This window comes from Actinomyces viscosus (assembly GCF_900637975.1).
GTDB classification, from domain to species: domain Bacteria; phylum Actinomycetota; class Actinomycetes; order Actinomycetales; family Actinomycetaceae; genus Actinomyces; species Actinomyces viscosus.
Genome location: NZ_LR134477.1, coordinates 3248362 through 3268104, shown reverse-complemented (window position 1 = coordinate 3268104; position 19743 = coordinate 3248362). Strand labels below are relative to the sequence as shown.

General features: G+C 71.0%; 8 protein-coding genes. 1 reads left to right on the top strand and 7 read right to left on the bottom strand.

All coding sequences use genetic code 11. The annotated features are described in order from the left end of the window. Positions 1–18 precede the first annotated feature (18 nt). Both EL340_RS13785 and EL340_RS15040 read right to left on the bottom strand, forming a co-directional pair. On the bottom strand, positions 19–2031 hold the full coding sequence (locus EL340_RS13785; protein ID WP_232023107.1) for a serine hydrolase domain-containing protein: 2013 nt from the start codon (positions 2029–2031) through the stop codon (positions 19–21). Positions 2032–2250: 219 nt separating this feature from the next. Continuing rightward, positions 2251–4533: a restriction system modified-DNA reader domain-containing protein gene (locus EL340_RS15040; protein WP_164719403.1), complete on the bottom strand. Its 2283-nt coding sequence runs from the start codon at positions 4531–4533 to the stop codon at positions 2251–2253. 411 nt (positions 4534–4944) lie between these two features. Here EL340_RS15040 and EL340_RS13775 point away from each other — a divergent pair, with 411 nt between their 5' ends. After that, on the top strand, positions 4945–7602 hold the full coding sequence (locus tag EL340_RS13775; RefSeq protein WP_126415096.1) for an MprF family protein: 2658 nt from the start codon (positions 4945–4947) through the stop codon (positions 7600–7602). Positions 7603–7885: 283 nt separating this feature from the next. On the opposite strand, the gene ppdK is transcribed toward EL340_RS13775, so the two are convergent. From ppdK to EL340_RS13750, 5 genes are all read right to left on the bottom strand, one after another. After that, complete coding sequence (gene ppdK, locus EL340_RS13770; protein WP_126415095.1) at positions 7886–10591, bottom strand: pyruvate, phosphate dikinase; 2706 nt, start codon at positions 10589–10591, stop codon at positions 7886–7888. Between the two features lie 280 nt (positions 10592–10871). Beyond that, positions 10872–11993 carry a putative glycoside hydrolase gene (locus EL340_RS13765; protein WP_126415094.1) on the bottom strand — a complete coding sequence of 374 codons (1122 nt, stop codon included), beginning with the start codon at positions 11991–11993 and terminating at the stop codon, positions 10872–10874. Continuing rightward, positions 11990–14806 (bottom strand): GT4 family glycosyltransferase PelF, encoded by a 2817-nt coding sequence (gene pelF, locus EL340_RS13760; RefSeq protein ID WP_126415093.1) that lies wholly within the window; start codon positions 14804–14806, stop codon positions 11990–11992. Before pelF ends, EL340_RS13765 begins: the two co-directional genes overlap by 4 nt. Continuing rightward, a complete protein-coding gene (locus EL340_RS13755; RefSeq protein ID WP_126415092.1) occupies positions 14803–16251 on the bottom strand; it encodes a phosphatidylglycerol lysyltransferase domain-containing protein in 1449 nt (482 codons plus the stop codon). Before EL340_RS13755 ends, pelF begins: the two co-directional genes overlap by 4 nt. 576 nt (positions 16252–16827) lie before the next feature. Next, positions 16828–19428 (bottom strand): ATP-dependent Clp protease ATP-binding subunit, encoded by a 2601-nt coding sequence (locus EL340_RS13750; protein WP_126415091.1) that lies wholly within the window; start codon positions 19426–19428, stop codon positions 16828–16830. Positions 19429–19743: the final 315 nt, after the last annotated feature.

The window sequence follows — 19743 nt, the reverse complement described above, 5'->3', positions numbered from 1 at the left end:
CCGGCCTCTGCGCCCAGGTCACAGTCCGAGCCTGGGCACCAGGGCGTTGCCGGCCCAGGCCCACCAGGCCAGCGCCACCAGTGCCGCCAGGAGTACGGTCGACATGGTGACTCTCCGCCAGCCCGCGCGGCGCCTCAGAGCGATGACGAGGTCGGCTGCCGCCGGGATGACGGCCGCCACCCCGAGGGCCTGGAGCACCTGGGCACCCCGGATCACCGGGACGATCCAGGAAGGAGCGCCGACGACGGCCGCCTGAGTAACCATGAATACGGCAAGGACCAGGATCCAGGTGAGCTGCGCAGCCAGTGCCACGGCCCCGCCACCACGGGCCACGCGGGTCAGCCACGGCACCGGAGCGCTGGCTTCCTGACCTCGCTTGAGGGCTCGACGTCGTCGCAGCGCCCCGACCGGCCAGGCCACCGTCACCACCAGCAGCAGGACCAGACAGGCAAAGAAGACCGGGGCGAGTGCCTGCTGAGCCGGTGTCATGGGCAGCAGGGCAGAAGCCGGCCCCTGACTCAGGCTGACCACCTTGCCGTCCTCGACCTGAGCAGCGATGGCGCCGGCACCGTCGACCTGTCGCCAGACCCAGGGCTCGACCTCGACATACCGATTCTCACCGACGACGAGCCGCCCGTCACCGCCATGCTCTATCGTCGTTGAGAACACAACAGGCACCCAAGCCGCCGCGAAGGTGGCCCACGGGGCCCTGCTGGAGATGTAGGAGCCGGCCACCTGGCGGGCGCGCTCGGAGGAGTCCTTGCTGCCGGAGGCCTTGACCGTCTCGCCGGGGAAGTAGCGGTCGGCGAAGCCCTGGGCCAGGTCCTCCCGCAGGCTGTTCGAGGACACGTTACTGCTATCACCGTTGTAGGAGATGAAGATGCCGGTGTTCTCCTCGGGGTAGAGCTCGAACTTGGAGTGCCAGCCCTGGATGTCCCCGCCGTGCTCGACGACGCGTCTGCCGTTGCGGGTGAGCTCGAAGTAGCCCAGCCCCATCTCCCCGGCCTTGGCCCGGTTGCCGAGCGTGTCCTCCCCCAGTCCGGGGGACCACATCTGCTCCCAGGTCTCCTCCCGCAGCAGCTTCGGTGAGCGGCTCAGCTGAGCGTTCATGAAGGCGGCGAAGTCCGGCGTCGACACGGTCAGCGACCCGGCCGGGAAGTCCCCCATGAGCTCAAAGGGAACCTTCTCGCCGGTGGAGGTGTAGCCCGGGCCCAGTGAGCCCGCCAGTCCTTCGGGCAGGGGCTGCTCGTAGGTGGAGGTGGTCATCCCCGCCGGCTCCAGGACGTGCTCACGCACGTAGGTCTCGAAGGGCTGCCCGCTGACCCGCTGCACGATGTAACCGGTCAGGGCCATCCCGTAGTTGGAGTAAGCCGGGGTGGTGCCCGGCGCGAAGACCTGCCCTGGCTGATTATTCTTGACATAGTCCTCCAGCTTGGTCTCATTCTGGGCGAGCTTCATGCTCTGCTCGAAGCCCGCCGAGTGGGTCAGCAGGTGACGCAGGGTGAGGGGCTCATCGAAGCGCCGCTCGATCTCGAAGTCGAGGTAGGCACTGATATCCGTATCAAGATCCAGCTTGCCCTGCTCCACCAGCTGCATCGCCGCGATGGAGGTCGGGATCTTGGAGATCGAGGCCACCCGGAACAGGGACTTCTGCGGGTCCACCGCCACCGGATCACCGCCCGAGGCACCTGTGTCGGACCAGCCGTAGCCGCGGGTGGTGACCACCTGGCCGTCCTTGACGACCGTCACCACGGCACCGGGGATGTCGCCGTTCTTCAGGGCGTCGGGGATCTTGCCGTCCAGCCAGGCGTTGACGTCCTCGGTCGTCAGCTGGTGCTCACCGGCCGGCGGCTCCGGCGGCGGCACACCAGCCGACGACGATGCCTGGCCGCAGGCGGTCAGCAGGGACAAGGACGCCAACAGGGCCACGACAACCAGGGCCATCGTCTTGCGCGTCAGGGTGCGCGTCGCGTTCATGATCATCTCCCAGGCCCGCGGGGTCGGGAAGCCGCGAGCCGCCTCAACCCTCACGGTTCCGGGAGGCTCTCCTCTACGGGCGCGGGACGGCAGCGCGCTTACGACCTACGACGCAAGCCACGTGGCCAGGCGGAGGAGAGGGACGATTCCGACGCCCGGCTCGTCGCGGACGCACCATCAGGCCCGGCGACTCATCTCTGCGGGGCAGTCCGCGAGCCCTCAGGTGCGTCCGCGGCACTCATGACGTACCAGCCAGGGCCGGGGCAGGCGGGCTCAGGAGCTGCGGTCGGCGAGGTCGTCGCGCAGGTCCCCCAGGTGGGCGCCGCGCACCCCGACGCGCCACACGCGCCAGCCGTCGGCGTCGCTGACGTCCTGGGCGGCGTTGGCGGCCGAGGTCGGGTCGGTGAAGGAGCGCCCGTCGGACAGGGTGATGACACCCTCCACCGACAGGGTCGCCTCGTGGTAGATGCCCCGGCGCAGCCGCTGCCAGATGAGCTGGGTGGACTCCCCCAGCGAGGCGGCGACCGCAGCCAGCTCCGCGGTCTCCTGGACCACGAGGGACTTCGACGGGTCCCCGCCCAGGGCCTCGGCCACCGGGTCGAGCGCGTCGGCCGACCCCCGCAGCGGCTCCCAGGATACCAGGGGCACTGCGCCGGTGGGCTCCTCCGGGCGGGCCTCGTTGGGGGCCACGGTGGACCAGGCCTCGGCGGCCTGAGCCGAGTGCTCACCAGTCTCGGGGACGCCCGAGGCGGCCGGCGACGTCGCGGCGTGAGACGTCGGCGACGCGGCGGCACTCTCCTGCTCGCGGGACTGCGTCGCCCGCGAGCGCCGCCCCCTGCGGGTGCGGGAGTCGACGTCGTGCGGGGCACCGGAGGGCTCGGAGGAGGACGAGAACTCGGGGCCCTGCCCGGCACCGGGGGCGCTGTTGGAGGCGGCGCCGCGCGGCGCATTCGGGAGTGCTGAACCGGCGGGGGCAGTCGAGCCGCTCCCGGCCGACAGGGCGCTTCCCCCGAGGATGTCCACGCCTCCGGCCAGGGCGGCGACGGCGTGAGCCTCGGCGCTGATGCCATCGCCCTGGTCCGTATGGTCGCCGCGGCCGGTGTGGTCGGCACGGTCTGTGCGGTCTGAGTGGTCTGTGCGGTCTGAGTGGTCTGTGTGGTCTGAGTGGTCTGTGCGGCTCGGATCGCCGGTGCCCTGTCCCTCTCCGGCACCGGTGCCGACGCCGCTGCCGGTCCCTTCGCGGCCGGAGTCGTCTGCATTCGGCTCGTCACCCAGGTCGACGGTGACGGGGCCGGTCAGGGAGTCCCCGCTCAGGATGTCGGCCAGGTCCCGGCCGACACTGCCGGTGCCGGGCTGCTCGTCGGCGCCGCCGTCACTGTCGCTGCGGTCTGCGCGCTCATGGCCGGCTCCGCGGGAGTCCGCCGCGGAGGCGGGGGCGTCGTCGTGGGACTCGGCGGCGCCGGCGGAGGTCCGCGCGGCATGCTCGTCTGTTCCGGGAAGGTCGGCGGAGGCCTCGCTGGCGGCCTCGCCGGCAGGGTCGCTCCCGGTACCACCGGCGGTGTCCTGGGCCGATCCCTCAGCGGGGGCGGACGAGGCGTCATCAGCCGGTTCATCGGCCGCAATCCCGGCCCTGTCCCCGTCCTCGTGCCCGGCCGGGTCGTCGGGGTCCTTGGGGTCCTCGGACCGGTCCTCGGCCTGGTCCTGACCCGCCTGGGCGTGCACCTGGGGCTGCTCGGCGGTCACGGCCACCGGCTCGAACAGCTCGGAGAGCGCGTCGGCAGCGCCCGACGCGGCGAAGGCACCCGCGGGAATACCGCCACCGGCAGCCTCCCCGGCGGCGTCGCCGTCTCCGGGATCCTCCTGCGGCATGACGATCTCGATGGGGCCGGTCACCGGGCTCGCCTGCGCGGCCTGCTCGGAGACGTCGATGGCCCGCGAGCCGGCCGCGGACGCCGTAGAACCGGCAAGCGCCGGGCGGGGCGCACGGGCCACGAGCAGCGGCCCTCCGGCGGCCACGTCCAGCCCGGAGATCTTCTCCACGACGACGACGATGCGGGACTCATCCACGATGCGCACGTCCACCTCGTGGATCTCCAGCCCGGAGGAGGCCAGCACGCCCAGTCCCCCGACGACGTCGGGCTCCAGGGAGGCGCTCAGGATCGTCAGCCGAGGCCCGGCCTCGACCTGAGCGGGCATGGCCTCGCGGAACTCGTTCCAGTCCTCGCTGAAGGCCCCCAGCCCACCGACGTACCTGCTGGCGATCTCACGGCGGCCGGCGGCGGCGGCCTGCGTCAGGCGCGACATGGCGGCCAGCAGCCCCGCGGAGTCAACACTCTCCAGGACCTCGACGACGACGACCTGCCCGGTGGCGTCCAGGGCGGTCAGGCTCGCTCCGCCGTCGATCTCGTCCCAGGCCAGGGGGAAGAGCGGACGGCGCAGAACGTCGACGATCTGACGCTGGATGGCGACCAGGCTGTGGGACAGGGTGATGGCATCAGCGGAGCGTCCCAGGCGCACGGGCAGGAGGTGGTTGCCGTCGAGCTCGTACATGGCCATGGATGGGGCCGCCTTTCCTCGTCGTCCTGCTCCGCGATGGCCTCCAGCACAGTCGGGCGCACGCGTGGGCAGCTCACAGTCGAGTCGCCCACAAACGCAGTGCCCAGCCATCCTGTCACGACCGCCAGCACACGGCAGCGTATCTCATCATGGCAACGAAGGGCGGGCCGCCGGGCCGCCGCATCGGCTCCCGAACAGTGAGAAAACCGCCGCCATACGCGCATATCGAGGTTTTCTCTCAGGGTTATCCCTGATTCTTAGAGAGACCGGTCTCATGGGCTCATCCCCCTCGAGGGGGATGAGGATGCCTACGAAGTGGATAAGAATGTCGGCTGACCGGCCCCTCCCAGAGAGCCGACCGGCCCTTAACGCACCGTCAACCTCCCCCCGCCTACCGTCTGAGGAGTGTTCATGCCGTCGGCCTCGTCCACCACGACTCCCCCGGACGTACCCGAGAGCGACCCCTCCCCGGTGTCCTCCTCCGCCTCATCCGTCTCCTCACCGTCTCCCGCTGCGGAACCCTCCCAGCCCTCCCGGCCCGCCCGGAAGCGCCCCGGGGCGCCCGCTACCACCTCTACTACCTCCGGGGCCGCAGCGCCGTCGTCCGCGCCAACAGCGTCGTCGTCCGCGCCGGCCTCGGGCCTCAGGTCATACGCGCACCGGGCCTGGCGGGCCACCCGCACCTGGTTGGCCCCGGCACCGGCGGCAACCGCCTCCGCCGTGATCGTCCTCCTGGTCGGGCTCGTCCTCATGCCCTGGGGCCACCGCGGCCAGATGGCCCTGGCCGCTCTCATCAACCGGCCCGAGCGGGCCTGGACCCTGCTGACCGCCTGGGCGGCCCCCGGCCACCTGGTGCCGGTGGCGGGCGTCATCGCGCTGCTGTCCATCGGGGTCCTGCTGGAGCGGCTCCTGGGGACGCAGCGGTGGCTGGTCACCGGCGTCATCTCCGCCGCCGGGGGCATCGCCCTGGCCCAGGCGCTCTACCCGCTCATCGGGCGGGTGTGGGAGGCCTGGTCCCCCTACCTCGTCCACGCCCCGATCCAGGGTGTCAGCCTGCCCATGGCCGGCCTGGTGGCGGCCTCCACCAGTGTCATGCGCCCCTCCTGGCGGCGTCGCGTGCGCCTGGTCATGTTCGCCGTCCTCATCGTCTCGGCCGCGGTGACCGGCACCGTGGGGGCCCTGGCGCGCCTGGGGTCGGGCGTCGTCGGCCTCGTCCTGGGCATCGTGCTGGAGCGCGGGCAGCAGACCGCCCCCTCCCAGGAGCTGCCCCGGCGGGTGGAGCGCGAGCTCGTGGCCTTCCTGGTGGCCTGCTGGTCGGTGGGCTGCGCCCTGGCGGTCCTGAGCAACGCCGCCGGCCCCCTGGCCGACGCCCGCTACGGGCTGACCCCCGCCATCCTGCCCAAGGACGCCGTCGTCTACCCGGTCGAGCTGCTCCTGCTGTGCATGCCGGCCGTTCTTCAGCTGGTCCTGGCCGACGGTCTGCGCCGCGGACGCCGCTCGGCGGCCCTGGGCACGATCGCCCTCCAGATGTTCCTGGGGGCCTGCGCCGCCATGTTCGCCCTGGTGGAGAAGATCATCGACGAGCAGCTGCCCGAGTCCGCCACCACCACGGCCCGGATCCTGCACAGCTGGCTGTACTCCGGCCACCTGCTGGTGCCGCTGCTGCTCAACATCGTGGTCATCAGCCTCGTGGTGTGGAAGAGGAGCTGCTTCACCCTGGGCTCACGCCCCGGCGTCATCCGCCGCGCCGTCATCGCCTGGGTCCTCACCGGCCTCGGTGGGGCCGCCGTCAGCGTGTTCGGGGGACTGCTCATCTCCCGGGACTTCTCCCCCTACGCGACCTGGTCCGACCTGCTGGAGACCTACCTGTCCTACCTGCTGCCCGTGAGCACCGGCGGCATCATGGGCCTCATCGTGGAGCCCCTGACCCCGATGGCCCACCTCGTCACCGAGTGGGTGCCGGTCGCCGTGTGGCTCCTGACGATCCTGTGGGTGTGGCTCGCCCAGTCGGCGCCCGCCCGCACCCGGGTCTCCAGCCGCGAGGAGCTCACCGAGCTGGTGCGCAGCCGCGGCGCCGGGACCCTGGGCTGGATGCTCACCTGGGAGGGCAACGAGGCCTGGGTCAATGAGTCGGGCACGGCTGGCTTCTCCTACCGGCCCAGCCGCGACGTCGCCCTGACGGTCGGGGACCCGGCCGCCGACGACGCCGACGTGGCCCAGGCGGTGCGCGACTTCGCCGGTTTCGCCACCGACGCCGGACTCATCCCGGCCCTCTACACAGTGCACGCCCCGGCCATGGAGGCGGCCCGCGCCATGGGCTGGACGATTCTGCAGGTGGCCGAGGAGGCCGTCCTGGACCTGCCGGACCTGGCCTTCCGCGGCAAGGCCTACCAGGACGTGCGCACCGCCCTCAACCACGCCCGCAAGGAGGGCATCGAGGCCGTGTGGACCACCTTCTGCGACTGCCCGGCCGGCCAGCGCGACCAGATCCGCGCCATCTCCCAGGCCTGGGCCAGTGACAAGCCGCTGCCGGAGATGGGATTCACCCTCGGCGGCCTGGCCGAGCTCGACGACTCCGAGACGCGCCTGCTGCTGGCCGTTGACGCCGACGGCACCGTCCAGGGCGTCACCTCCTGGCTGCCGGTCTACCGCGACGGGCGGATCATCGGCCTGACCCTGGACTTCATGCGGCGCCGCGAGGGCGGCTTCCGCCCCGTCATGGAGTTCCTCATCGGGCGCGCCGCCCAGGACGCCCAGGCCGAGGGCCTGGAGATCCTGTCCCTGTCCGGGGCGCCGCTGACCCGCTCCGCACCGGCCGACGGCGGCGCCGCCTCCCCCTTCGACCCGCTGCTCGACCTGCTGGCCTCCGTGCTGGAGCCGGCCTACGGCTTCGCCTCCCTGCACGCCTACAAGCGCAAGTTCAAGCCGCGGGCGGTGCCCATGTACCTGGCGGTCCCCGACGTCGTCGACCTGCCCACCGTGGGGATCGCGATCGCCCGGGCCTACCTGCCCGACCTCAAGCCCTCCCAGACGGCGCGCTTCGCCCAGGTGCTCATGAACCGCGACTGAGGCCGGACGCGGGCTGAGGCCGGGCGTACTGCACGGGCCTCGGGTGGCACTGGCCGGGAGTCGACCGCACTGCACGAGGTCAAGACCCCGTGGAGTACACCCGCACCTCCCCCAGTAGCACCCGGACCACGTGCAGTGCCGGCAGGACACGGCGCACCCAGGGCTCACAGGGCACCCAGCACGCACGATGGAGCCGGCCGGCTCACCCCCTCGGGTCGAACCGGCCGGCTCCGCTCGTGACTGCTTTCAGCCTCTGGCGGCTGCGCCGCGGTGCTGCTCGCGGTTACTCGCCCTTGTCCTCGACGGCGACGCGCCCGGCCTCCAGGCGGGCCACCGGCACCCGGAAGGGCGAGCAGGACACGTAGTCCAGGCCCACGCGGTGGAAGAAGACGATGGACTCGGGGTCCCCGCCGTGCTCACCGCACACGCCCATCTTCATCTCCGGCTTGGTGGAGCGGCCGCGCTCCACGCCCAGGCGCACCATGCCGCCCACGCCGTGGTCGTCGATGGTCTCGAAGGGGGAGATGCCGAAGATGCCGTCGTCGATGTAGCGGCCCACGAAGGAGCCCTCGACGTCGTCGCGCGAGAAGCCCCAGGTGGTCTGGGTCAGGTCGTTGGTGCCGAAGGAGAAGAAGTCGGCCTCCTCGGCGATGTGGGCGGCGGTGACGGCCGCGCGCGGCAGCTCGATCATGCAGCCCACCGGGAAGTCGAGCGTGTAGCCGGAGGCCTCGGAGACCTCCCGCAGCACCTGCTCCACGCGCTCGCGCGCCAGCTGAAGCTCACGCACCGAGCCGATGAGCGGGATCATGATCTCCGGGTGCGGGTCGCCGCCGACCTTGAGCCGCTCGACAGCGGCCTCGGCAATGGCGCGCACCTGCAGCTCGATGAGGCCCGGCATGGTCAGCAGCAGGCGGGCCCCGCGCAGGCCGAGCATCGGATTGGACTCGTGGTTCTTGCGCACCACGGCCAGGAGCTCCTCATCGGCCGGGTCCAGCTCACCGCGCTCACGGTCCACGGCCACCTTGACGCTCAGCTCGGTCAGGTCCGGGAGGAACTCGTGCAGCGGCGGGTCGATGAGGCGCACCGTCATGGGCTTGCCGTTCATCGTCTCGAACATCTGGATGAAGTCGCCCTTCTGCAGCGGCAGGAGGGCCGCCAGGGCGGCCTCGCGCTCGGCGTCGGAGGCGGCCAGGATGAGATTCTGGACGAACTGCTTGCGCTCGCCCAGGAACATGTGCTCGGTGCGGCACAGGCCCACGCCCTGGGCGCCGCGGTGGATGGCGTGGCGGGCGTCGTCGGGGGTGTCGGCGTTGGCGCGCACCTCAAGGCGGCGGACCTTGTCCGCGTGGCGCATGAGGCGGTCCACGGAGGTGACGAGCTCGCGGGTGTCGACGTCGCCGGCCACGTCGAGGGCCTCGGCCAGGCCGCGGCGCAGGTAGGTCATGACCGGGGAGTCGACGACGTCGACCTGGCCGAGGAAGACCTCGCCGGTGGTGCCGTCGATGGCGATGATGTCATCACTGGTGAAGACCTCGTCGCGGCCGGCCACGCGCAGGGTCTTACCGGCGGCGTCGACCTCCAGGGCCTCGGCGCCGCACACGCAGGTCTTGCCCATGCCGCGGGCGACGACAGCGGCGTGGCTGGTCTTGCCGCCGCGGGCCGTGAGCACGCCGGCGGCCGCCACCATGCCGGGCAGGTCGTCGGGGTTGGTCTCGCGGCGCACGAGGATGACCTGGTCGCCCTTCTCGGAGCGGGCGACGGCCTCCTCGTTGTCGAAGGCGATGTAGCCCACGGCGGCGCCCGGGGAGGCGGGCATGGCCCGGGTGAGCAGGTCGCGGGCGGACTCGTCGTCGAACTGGGGGAACATCAGCTGGGTGAGCTGCTCGCCGGAGACGCGCGTGAGGGCCTCGTCCATGGTGATGAGCTTCTCGTCGACGAGCTGGGTGGCCACGCGGAAGGCGGCCGCGGCGGTGCGCTTGCCCACGCGGGTCTGGAGCATCCACAGCCTGCCGCGCTCGATGGTGAACTCGATGTCGCACAGGTCGCGGTAGTGGGTCTCCAGGCGCCGCATGATGGAGCGCAGCTCGTCGTAGGAGCTCTTGTCCAGGCGCTCGAGGTCGGCCAGGGACAGGGTGTTGCGGATGCCGGCGACGACGTCCTCGCCCTGGGCGTTGACGAGGTAGTCGCCGTAGACGCCGGTGCGCCCGGTGGAGGGGTCCCGGGTGAAGCACACGCCGGTGCCGGAGGTCTCCCCCATGTTGCCGAAGACCATGGTGCACACGTTGACGGCCGTGCCCAGGTCGTGGGGGATCTTCTCGCGGCGGCGGTAGATGTGGGCGCGCTCGGTGTTCCAGGAGCGGAAGACGGCCTCGGTGGCCATGTCGAGCTGGGCGCGCGGGTCCTGGGGGAAGTCGATGCCGGCCTGCTCGCGCACGATCGCCTTGTACTGCTCGACGAGCTCGGTGAGCGCGTCCACGTCCAGCTCGTAGTCGAGGCTCACGCCGCGCTCGGCCTTCTTGGCGTCCAGGGCGTCGGAGAAGTGCTCGCCGTCGATGTCCAGGACGGTCTTGCCAAACATCTGGATGAGCCGGCGGTAGGAGTCCCAGGCGAAGCGCTCGTCGCCGCTGGTGGCGGCCAGGCCCTTCACGGAGGCGTCGTTGAGGCCGATGTTGAGGACGGTCTCCATCATGCCGGGCATGGAGAACTTGGCGCCGGAGCGCACCGAGACGAGCAGCGGATCCTCGGCGGCGCCCAGCTCGCGCCCCAGTTCCTCCTCCACGCCGCGAAGAGCGGTGGTGACCTGGACGGCGAGCTCGTCGGGGACCTCGCCGTCGGCCAGGTAGGCGCGGCAGGCGTCGGTGGTGATGGTGAAGCCGGGGGGAACGGGCAGGCCGAGGCGGGTCATCTCCGCCAGGTTCGCTCCCTTGCCGCCCAGGAGGTCCTTCTGGTCCTTGTCACCCTCGCTGAAGCGGTACACGTACTTGGGCATCCTTGCCTCTTTCGGTTCTTGTGGAACTACTAGGGACTCCGTGCACGCGCAGGCGCACGAAGGCCACTCTATGTGACCTCGGTCCCATATCGAAATCGGCTCGCCCAGCCGCGAACACGGCCGGCCCCGGCCCGAAGGGCCCGCACGGGTGCCAATGGCCAGGGGATGTCCTCACTCCACGAGGTCCGGACCCTCGTGGAGTACACCCGAGTCCCAGCCAGTAGACCCCGGACCTCGTGCAGTATCGCCAGCTGTTGACGGGAGCCGGCGCCGGCGCCACTCAGGGGCGCAGGGCGATGAGGCCGAAGTGGCCCGGCAGGGTGACGCGGGTGGGCAGCGGCTCGCCGTCGGGCGCGCCGGTGGGGCCGGGCAGGACCAGGCCCGCGGGCAGCTCCAGCCCGGCCTGCCCCTCGCCGCTCAGGACGACGGCGGCCAGGCCCCCCTCGAACTCGCGAACCCAGGCCCCCGAGCGGCGCTGGGGCCGCCCGAGCGGCCGCCCCAGGTCCGCGTCGAGGGCCGGGAACCAGGGGGTGCGCGAGTAGTCGTCGTGGCCGGTGGCCGCGTAGGCGCCCTCCCCTCCTCCGAAGACCCAGAAGGCCGCCAGCCCGTAGAGGCCGTAGGGGAGGCGGGTAGCGCCATCGCCCCGGGTGCCGGTGCCGCCGCCCCCGCCGTCGGGCGTGCGCACGATGGACAGGCCGGGGCCGCGCAGCTCATGGATCTGGGCCAGGGCGGTGGCCTCGTCGAAGAGGTGGTCATCCCCCCAGCCCAGCCAGCACTCGTCGAAGCCGCCGCCCCAGGCGGAGTGGCGGTCCCAGCGACCGGGCTCGCGGCGGGCCTCGGCCACGTTGGGGATGAGGATCTTGCCGACGCTGTTGAGCCCGGCGCCGACCTGGTCGACGAAGGTGTTCAGCTCGGCGCGCAGGGCGGCGGCGTCGGCGATGCCCTCCAGCGGGAAGTCCAGGTCGTAGTAGTCGTCGAAGACGTCGTTGTCCGCCATGATGCCGTCGAAGGCGGTGCCGGCGGTGGCCTGGCAGACCTCCTCGACCCAGCGGCGGCGGTAGTCGGGGTCCCACACGCGGGCCTGGAAGTGGCCGGGGTAGGTGCTCCACTCCACCAGGTCCCCGTTGTCGCGCTTGGCGAGCCAGCCGCGGCGGCGGGCCTCGCGGTAGGACAGCCCGGAGGCGCGCATGGAGTCCGGCTCGAAGTCGCGCGTGGAGGACAGGCACCGGTAGGCCAGGACCGTCATGTCCGGGCGCGCCTCCTTGAGGCGGGCGGCGGCCTCGGTCTCCCAGGGCTGGAGGATCGCGGCCCGGTAGTGGGCGATCGCGAAGTCCAGCTCCCCGGGCTCGAGCGGGTTGCCGTAACGGATCCAGGCTCCGACGCCGCCGGTGCTGCTCCTCATGCTCCTCCTTGGTCGGTTTCCGGACGGGCCTGCTCGCCGGCCCCGCCCTGACGGTAGATCTTGTTGTAGGAGGCGTTGACCTTGACCAGGTCGTAGGCGGCCTCCACGCGGCCACGGGCGTTGAGGCTCAGGCGCTCATAGAGCTCGACGTCGCTGATGACCTCCTGGACCTTGTCCGCCATGACGGCGGGGTCGCCGGGCTCGATGATGATGCCGCAGGCGTCCCAGGTCTGCCCGTCCTCGGTGACGATCATGTCCTCGACGACGGAGCGCACGGCGCCGACGTCGGTGCTCACCGTGGGGATGCCCGCCCCCATGGTCTCCAGGGAGACCACGGGAAGGCCCTCGTTGTAGCTGGGCAGGACGAACAGGTCGAACTCGGGCAGGAGCTCGCGGACCTTGACGGTGCCGCGGATGGTGATGACGCTCTCCAGGCCCTGCTCGACGATGCGGGTCAGGCACTGCTCGAAGTAGGAGGGCATGTGCTCGGTGGGCCCGCACACGTCCAGGTGGATGTTCAGCCCCCGGTCCACCATGAGGCGCACCGAGTCGATCATGTCCAGCAGCCCCTTGATGGGCACGACGCGGGCGATGTACACGAGCTTCCACAGGTGCTTGTCCGCGCCCTCCTTCTTGATCTCCTCGATGGCGGCCAGGCGGGCGGCATAGGAGGCGTCGAACTCCTCGGTGACGATGCCGTTGGGGATGACGATGGCCCGACCGGCGTCGCCTCCGAGCTCGTTGGCCTCGGTGATGGCCCGCGGGTAGAGGTAGGTGGAGGCGTAGGCGTAGGGGTAGCACAGGCGCCCCATCTCCAGCCACCAGGCCATCCACATGCGCTCGCGCCCGGTGACGTCGAAGGTGCGGTAGTCCTGCAGGGTGATGTTGAGGTCCATCCGGCGCTCCAGGAGGGTGTTGACCGTGTCGCGCACGTAGAGGTTGTGCTCGGTCAGCAGCACCCGGGTGCCGTGCTCGCGGGCGGCGTTGACGCTCAGGAGCATGGCGTAGCCGGTGGTGTGGGCGTGGTACACCGAGGCGCGCGGGACCGGCTCGGCCAGGACCGCGTAGGCCAGGGAGAAGAAGTCGCGCAGGCACCAGAAGATGTCGGTCATCGACATCCCCAGGTCCGGCATCATGTCGTGGTAGGCCTCCATGAACTCGCGCGTCCCCAGGATCGCCCAGACCGGGTAGCGCCGCGAGGCGCTCAGGCCCTCGCTGATGATCTCCCACAGCGGCTCGGTGCGGCCCTCCTGGGCCAGGGCGAGCAGGGCGCCCAGGATGCGGCGGGACAGCTCGCGGCGCTGGCGGCGGTTCATGCGCAGGTCGCGCGGGCGGGCGCGCAGGAAGTCCTCCTGGTGCTCCTCCATGGACAGGTAGAGGACCCGGACCCAGGCGACGTTGTCCGGCATGCCGTAGAGGTCCTTGAGCGCCGAGTGGGAGTCCCAGGTGATGTGGATGATGCCGAAGGTCAGGTCGGGGTTGCCGGTGATGATGTCGTGGACCACCGCGGAGACCCCGCCCTTGAGGTAGGGGTAGGTGGACTCCATGACGATGGCGACGTCGACGTCGACGTAGACGCCGTCCTCGGGGACGCCGTCGGGCAGGGTCTGGGTGTCCGGTTCCGGCTCGGGCTCCTCGGGGACCTGGAGGAGCTCGGCCGCGCCCGCCTGGGCCTCCTCCTCGGCCTCGGCGTTCTGCTGGGACAGCGGGATCGCGGCGGCGTCGGAGGCGGCCGAGGCCACGGACTCCCAGGCGATGGCGGTGGGCGCCATGGGGCTCGGTGAGCCCGCGCCTCCCGCGCCCTGGGTACCGGCCGCACCCGCTGTACCGACGGGGCCACCGGGGACACCAGGGCCAACAGAGTCACTGGGGATACCGGCTCCGTCCGGGCCGACGACGGGGGCCTGCGCCTCCGGGGCCAGCACCGTCTCCTGGAAGGGCGCCACCGGGGCGGGCGACGGCAGGACGCTTTCGTCGGCCCCCTCGTCGGGCGTCGACGACGCGGCCCGGGTCTCCGGCCCGGCCGCCCGCTCCGGTAAGGCCGCCCGCTCCGGCGAGGCCACGGATCCCGCCGATCCCGGGGAGCCTGCCGAGGCCGGCGGAGAGGCCGGCACGGGCTCTGAGCGCATGGTCCCGAAGATCGGGGAGTCCAGGACCTCGGCGCCCTCCGAGGGGGCGGCCGGCTCCGGGGACCGGGGGCGCGGCTGGACCACTCCGTAACCGGCCGGAGCCGGGGTCTGGACGACGCCGTAGATCGGCGCCGCGGGGACCTCGGGGGTCGCTGCCGACTCGCTCACCGGCGGAAGGTCGCGAGGGGCGGTGCGCCCCGGGAGCTCGGAGCTCGCGGCGTCGACCGCGGCTGGCGTGCCGACCGCCCTTGTCACGCCGCGAGGTTCCGCCAGGTGCTGGCTGCGACGGGCCCGGTGTCCATCGGGCGCTCCGGCCGCGTCTGAGGCACTGGCGGCACTAGGAGTAGCGGGGGCGCTGCGGGCACCGGGCGCGCTGGCGGCACTGCGGGCACCGGGCGCACTGCGCGCACTCCGGGCGCTGGCAGCACTACGAGCACCGGGCGCGCTCCGGGCGCTGGCGGCACTGGGGCCCGAGGGGCCGCTCAGAGCGCTCGACCCGCCGGTGGTGACGACGACGCCGTAGCCGTCGGGGCCGACCTTGACCGTGGGACCGGAGTCCTGGCCCCGGTCGCCGATGCCGGGGGCGTCGTCGGGACTGGGCATCGGGGCGTAGCCGCCGGCTGGGGCCGAGTAGCGCAGCGGAAGACTCTCCAGCCGGGCGCGGAAGGACGACGACGAGCTCACCAGGACATGGCCTTTCCCCAGAAGAAGGAGTACTCCGGCGCGGCCCACCGCCTGCGGTAGAGCAGCAGGCCCAGCGCGCACAGCGCGAGGTCGACGCCGGCCAGCGGCAGGTAGGCGCCCGTGCCGGCCACACGCAGCAGCAGGGCCGCGGCGACGGCCACGTGGATGCCGGACAGGAGCAGGGCGGAGGTCGAGTCGCCGATGTGGTCGATCTCGTAGCTCAGGAGGGTCAGCACCGTGAACAGGGTCGAGGAGAGGCACACCTCGAGGACCAGGGGCACCTGCTCGGGGGCGATGAGCGCCATGGAGCAGATGACGATGATGATGCCGGCAACCCCCACGACGCAGGCACGGATGAGGCTGGCGTCCAGCAGGCGGCGCAGGGTGCGCCCCCGGTCACGCAGGCTGGCCATTCCCTCGCGCTTGAGGACCGTCTGGAACATGGCGATCTCGGTGTTGACCCGCGGGGCGGTGACCGCGAAGTAGTAGCAGTAGGCGACGACGGCGGGCTGGAGGCACAGGTAGACCAGTGCCACGTCGAAGTCGCGACCGGCACCCAGGAAGAGGAAGAACTTGTCTGACCACAGCACTCCCCCCAGGATCGCACCTCGAAGCATGTCCTGCATGAGGATGCCGGTGGACACACCCCGGGGGCGCAGGATCCTGCCCAGGGACCGCCCCATGGACAGGACCTGGCTGAGGGTGCCCAGCAGCGGGGGCAGGTACCACCAGGTGGGCTCGGCGATGAGGGCGACCGCGTAGAAGAGCCAGCCCACCGACCACAGGCGGCGCCGGCCCGAGACGTCGGCGACGATGAGCGACTGGACGAAGACGACGTGCAGGAGGAGCAGGGCGATGTGCACCCCCATGACGCGCAGGTTCCAGCCGGTCACGGCGGCCATGACGAGGACCTCCAGCGCCGTGGGGAGAAGCGCCCACAGGAACAGGGCCGGCCAGATGGAGCAGTAGCGCTCCAGGACGGCCCTCGGGCCGCGGCCGATCGAGTCGCCCAGGAGCCGGTAGACGGGGGTGCCGATGATCTGACTGAGCCAGGGCACTGCCACCGACACGCTCAGGACGATGACCGGCAGGCCCGTTCCGTCGATGGTGCTGGCGGCCATCTTCTGGGAGACGACGGGGAAGGTCAGACCCAGCAGGATCGCCGGGGACATCCCCAGGAGCATGGCCGCCCCCCAGTGCCAGCGGGCCCCGGGGGCGATGCCACCGCGCTTGAGCGCCCGGGTGGGGGGCGCCGTGACGAGCCCCAGACCGATGAGGACGGTGACGACCAGGACGCCGATCGTCCCGGTCATCGGCCAGGCGATCCAGGACAGCACCGCCGTGACCAGGCCGACGGCGCTCAGGGCCGCAGCAGCGTTGGCGGTCCGCAGGCGCGGGAAACGGTGCTGATGAAAATGTCGCGGTTCGTATCTGAGTTGGGTCATGGGAGTAGTGGCACCAAGGATGCGTGAGCGCACGCAGGCGATCCGAGCCGGGCATTCAGAACCGTGGATGAGGAGTGCAACGGCAGCCTGAATGAGGGCAGACAGCTACGGACAGTAACGGACGAGAACGGGCAGAGACGGTTAAGACAGCCCCGCACAGCGCGGAGCGACGACACCGACCGACCAGGTCCTAGGGACGACTTTCGCCGGAGCGTCACTCCACTGTATCCGGCAGAGGGCGCACATGAGACGGTCAAGCCGAACTTTCAGTTTATTCTCTTGGCGTACCCAGGCTCCATTAAACCTTCATCTGTTTATCCCGTGACGATCCCGCCTTCGAGTCCTGTCATTATTCACGATCCCCGGCGGCCATCCACCAGGCCCGGCCACGCACCGAAACGGTCGCCACCTGGAAAAATATGGTGACGGAACAGCTGCGCACCGCCGGCCTCACTGTGGTTCGCACCAAGGCGCGGGTGCAGGGGCGGGCGCAGGGAGGCGCCGCCCTCGCCCCGGACGACGATGGGCCGCAACCCGCCCGGGTTGCGGCCCATCGTATGGGACTGATAGTGGAGCTCAGTGCCCCGGCTCGGCGGCCGGTGAGGCGCCGCCGTCGCGACTGATCGGCGTCGAGGGGATGCGCATCGGGGCGGAGGCTCCTCCCCCACCGCCGGCTGCGGCCTCCTCGGCCTCGCGCAGCGCGGCCACCTCGGCCTCACCCTGCTCCCAGGGCTCACCGCGGAAGATGAACTCGCCCAGGATGGACTCGCCCTCGGCGTCGACGATGACCTTCTGCCCCCGCTCGATCTCCCCGAAGAGGATCTTCTCGCTCAGGGCGTCCTCGATGTCGCGCTGGATGGCGCGACGCAGCGGACGGGCGCCGAGGACCGGGTCGAAGCCGCGCTCGGCCAGGAGCTCCTTGGCGGCGTCGGTCAGCTCGATCGTCATCTGCTGCTCGGCCAGGCGCTTGTCGAGGCGCGCGATCATGAGGTCGACGATCTGGCGCACCTCCTCCTTGGTCAGCTGCGGGAAGACGATGAGGTCGTCGACGCGGTTGAGGAACTCGGGCCGGAACTGCTGCTTGAGCTCGCGGTTGACGTGGGACTTCATCTCCTCGTAGTCCATGGCGCCGGACTCGGTGGACTGGAAGCCGGTGGCCACCGACTTGCCGATGTCCTTGGAGCCGAGGTTGGTCGTCATGATGATGACGGTGTTCTTGAAGTCCACCACGCGGCCCTGGGCGTCGGAGAGGTGTCCGTCCTCCAGGATCTGCAGCAGCGAGTTGAAGATGTCCGGGTGGGCCTTCTCGACCTCGTCGAACAGGACCACGGAGAAGGGCCGACGGCGCACCTTCTCGGTGAGCTGGCCGCCCTCGTCGTAGCCGACGTAGCCGGGAGGGGCCCCGAAGAGGCGCGAGACCGTGTGCTTCTCGGCGAACTCGGACATGTCGAGCTGGATGAGGGCGTCCTCGTCGTCGAAGAGGAACTCCGCCAGGGCCTTGGCCAGCTCGGTCTTTCCGACGCCGGTGGGGCCGGCGAAGATGAAGGAGCCGCCGGGTCGCTTGGGGTCCTTCAGGCCGGCGCGGGTGCGACGGATCGACTTCGACAGGGCCTCGATGGCCTTGTTCTGGCCGATGATGCGCTTGTGGAGCTCGGACTCCATGTTGAGGAGCTTGGCGGACTCGGCCTCGGTCAGCTTGACCACCGGGATGCCGGTGGACATGGCCAGGACCTCGGCGATGAGCGCCTCGTCGACCTCGGCGACCTGGTCGAGGTCACCGGACTTCCAGGCCTTCTCCTTGGCGGCGCGCTCGTCGGCCAGGCGGCGCTCGTCGTCGCGCAGGGAGGCGGCGCGCTCGAAGTCCTGGTCGTCGATCGCGGACTCCTTCTCCCGCTTGACCTCGGCGATCTTCTCGTCGATCTCGCGCAGCTCGGGCGGGGCCGTCATGCGGCGGATGCGCAGGCGGGCGCCGGCCTCGTCGACCAGGTCGATGGCCTTGTCCGGCAGGAAGCGGTCGTTGATGTAGCGGTCGGCGAGCTTGGCGGCGGCCTCGATGGCCTCGTCGGTGATGACGATGCGGTGGAAGGCCTCGTAGCGGTCGCGCAGGCCGGTGAGGATGCCGATGGTCTCCTCGATGCTGGGCTGGTCGACGGTCACCGGCTGGAAGCGGCGCTCCAGGGCGGCGTCCTTCTCGATCTTGCGGTACTCCTCCAGGGTGGTGGCACCGATGGTCTGGAGCTCGCCGCGCGCCAGCATGGGCTTGAGGATGGAGGCGGCGTCGACGGCCCCCTCGGCGGCGCCGGCACCGACGAGCGTGTGGATCTCGTCGATGAACAGGACGATGTCGCCGCGGGTGCGCACCTCCTTGAGGACCTTCTTGAGGCGCTCCTCGAAGTCACCGCGGTAGCGCGAGCCGGCCACGAGCGAGCCCATGTCCAGGGAGTAGAGCTGCTTGTCGCGCAGGGTCTCGGGGACGTCGCCGTGGGCGATGGCCTGGCTCAGGCCCTCGACGACGGCGGTCTTGCCCACGCCCGGCTCCCCGATGAGGACGGGGTTGTTCTTGGTGCGCCGGGAGAGGACCTGCATGACCCTCTCCATCTCCTTCTTGCGGCCGATGACCGGGTCGAGCTTGCCCTCGCGGGCGGCGGCGGTGAGGTTGCGGCCGAACTGGTCCAGGATGGCGCTGCCCGATGGCGTGCCCTCCTTGGAGGGGCCGCCGGCGTTGACCGTCTCCTTGCCCTCGTAGCCCGAGAGCATCTGCATGACGGTCTGGCGCACGCTGGACAGGTCGCCGCCGAGGTTGGTCAGGACCTGGGCGGCCACGCCCTCGCCCTCGCGCAGCAGGCCGAGCAGCAGGTGCTCGGTGCCGATGTAGTTGTGGCCGAGCTGGAGGGCCTCGCGCATGGACAGCTCGAAGACCTTCTTGCCGCGCGGCGTGAAGGGGATGTGACCGGTGGGGGCCGACTGGCCCTCACCGATGATCTCGATGACCTGGCTGCGCACGGCTTCCAGGGAGATGTCCATGGACTCCAGCGCCTTGGCGGCAACTCCCTCGCCCTCGTGAATGAGGCCGAGAAGGAGGTGCTCGGTGCCGATGTAGTTGTGGTTCAGGGCCCGCGCCTCGTCCTGCGCAAGCACGACGACGCGTCGGGCGCGGTCGGTAAAGCGTTCAAACATCAGTAGTTCCTCCTCGGCACGTGCTCGGTGCGGGACCACTCGTCCGGTGGTGGCGAGGGATGTCGCAGCGCCGCGGAGAGATGGCGCTGGGGGCACGTGCTGACAAGGCTAACCAGCCGGATGCCTTGCCCATGCCCCTGTTCGCGGTAGGCGTGAGTCAGCCTTGAGCCGGGTCGGCTCAAGCCGAGGACCCCGCGCTCTCCGGCCCGTCCTGCGGCCCGGTGTCCGGCCTCATTGCGTTCGTAGGGTAGGTCGCGCGTTCGTACCCTCTACCCCTCGAACGCGAGACACAAGGTACGACCGCACCGGCGGTGG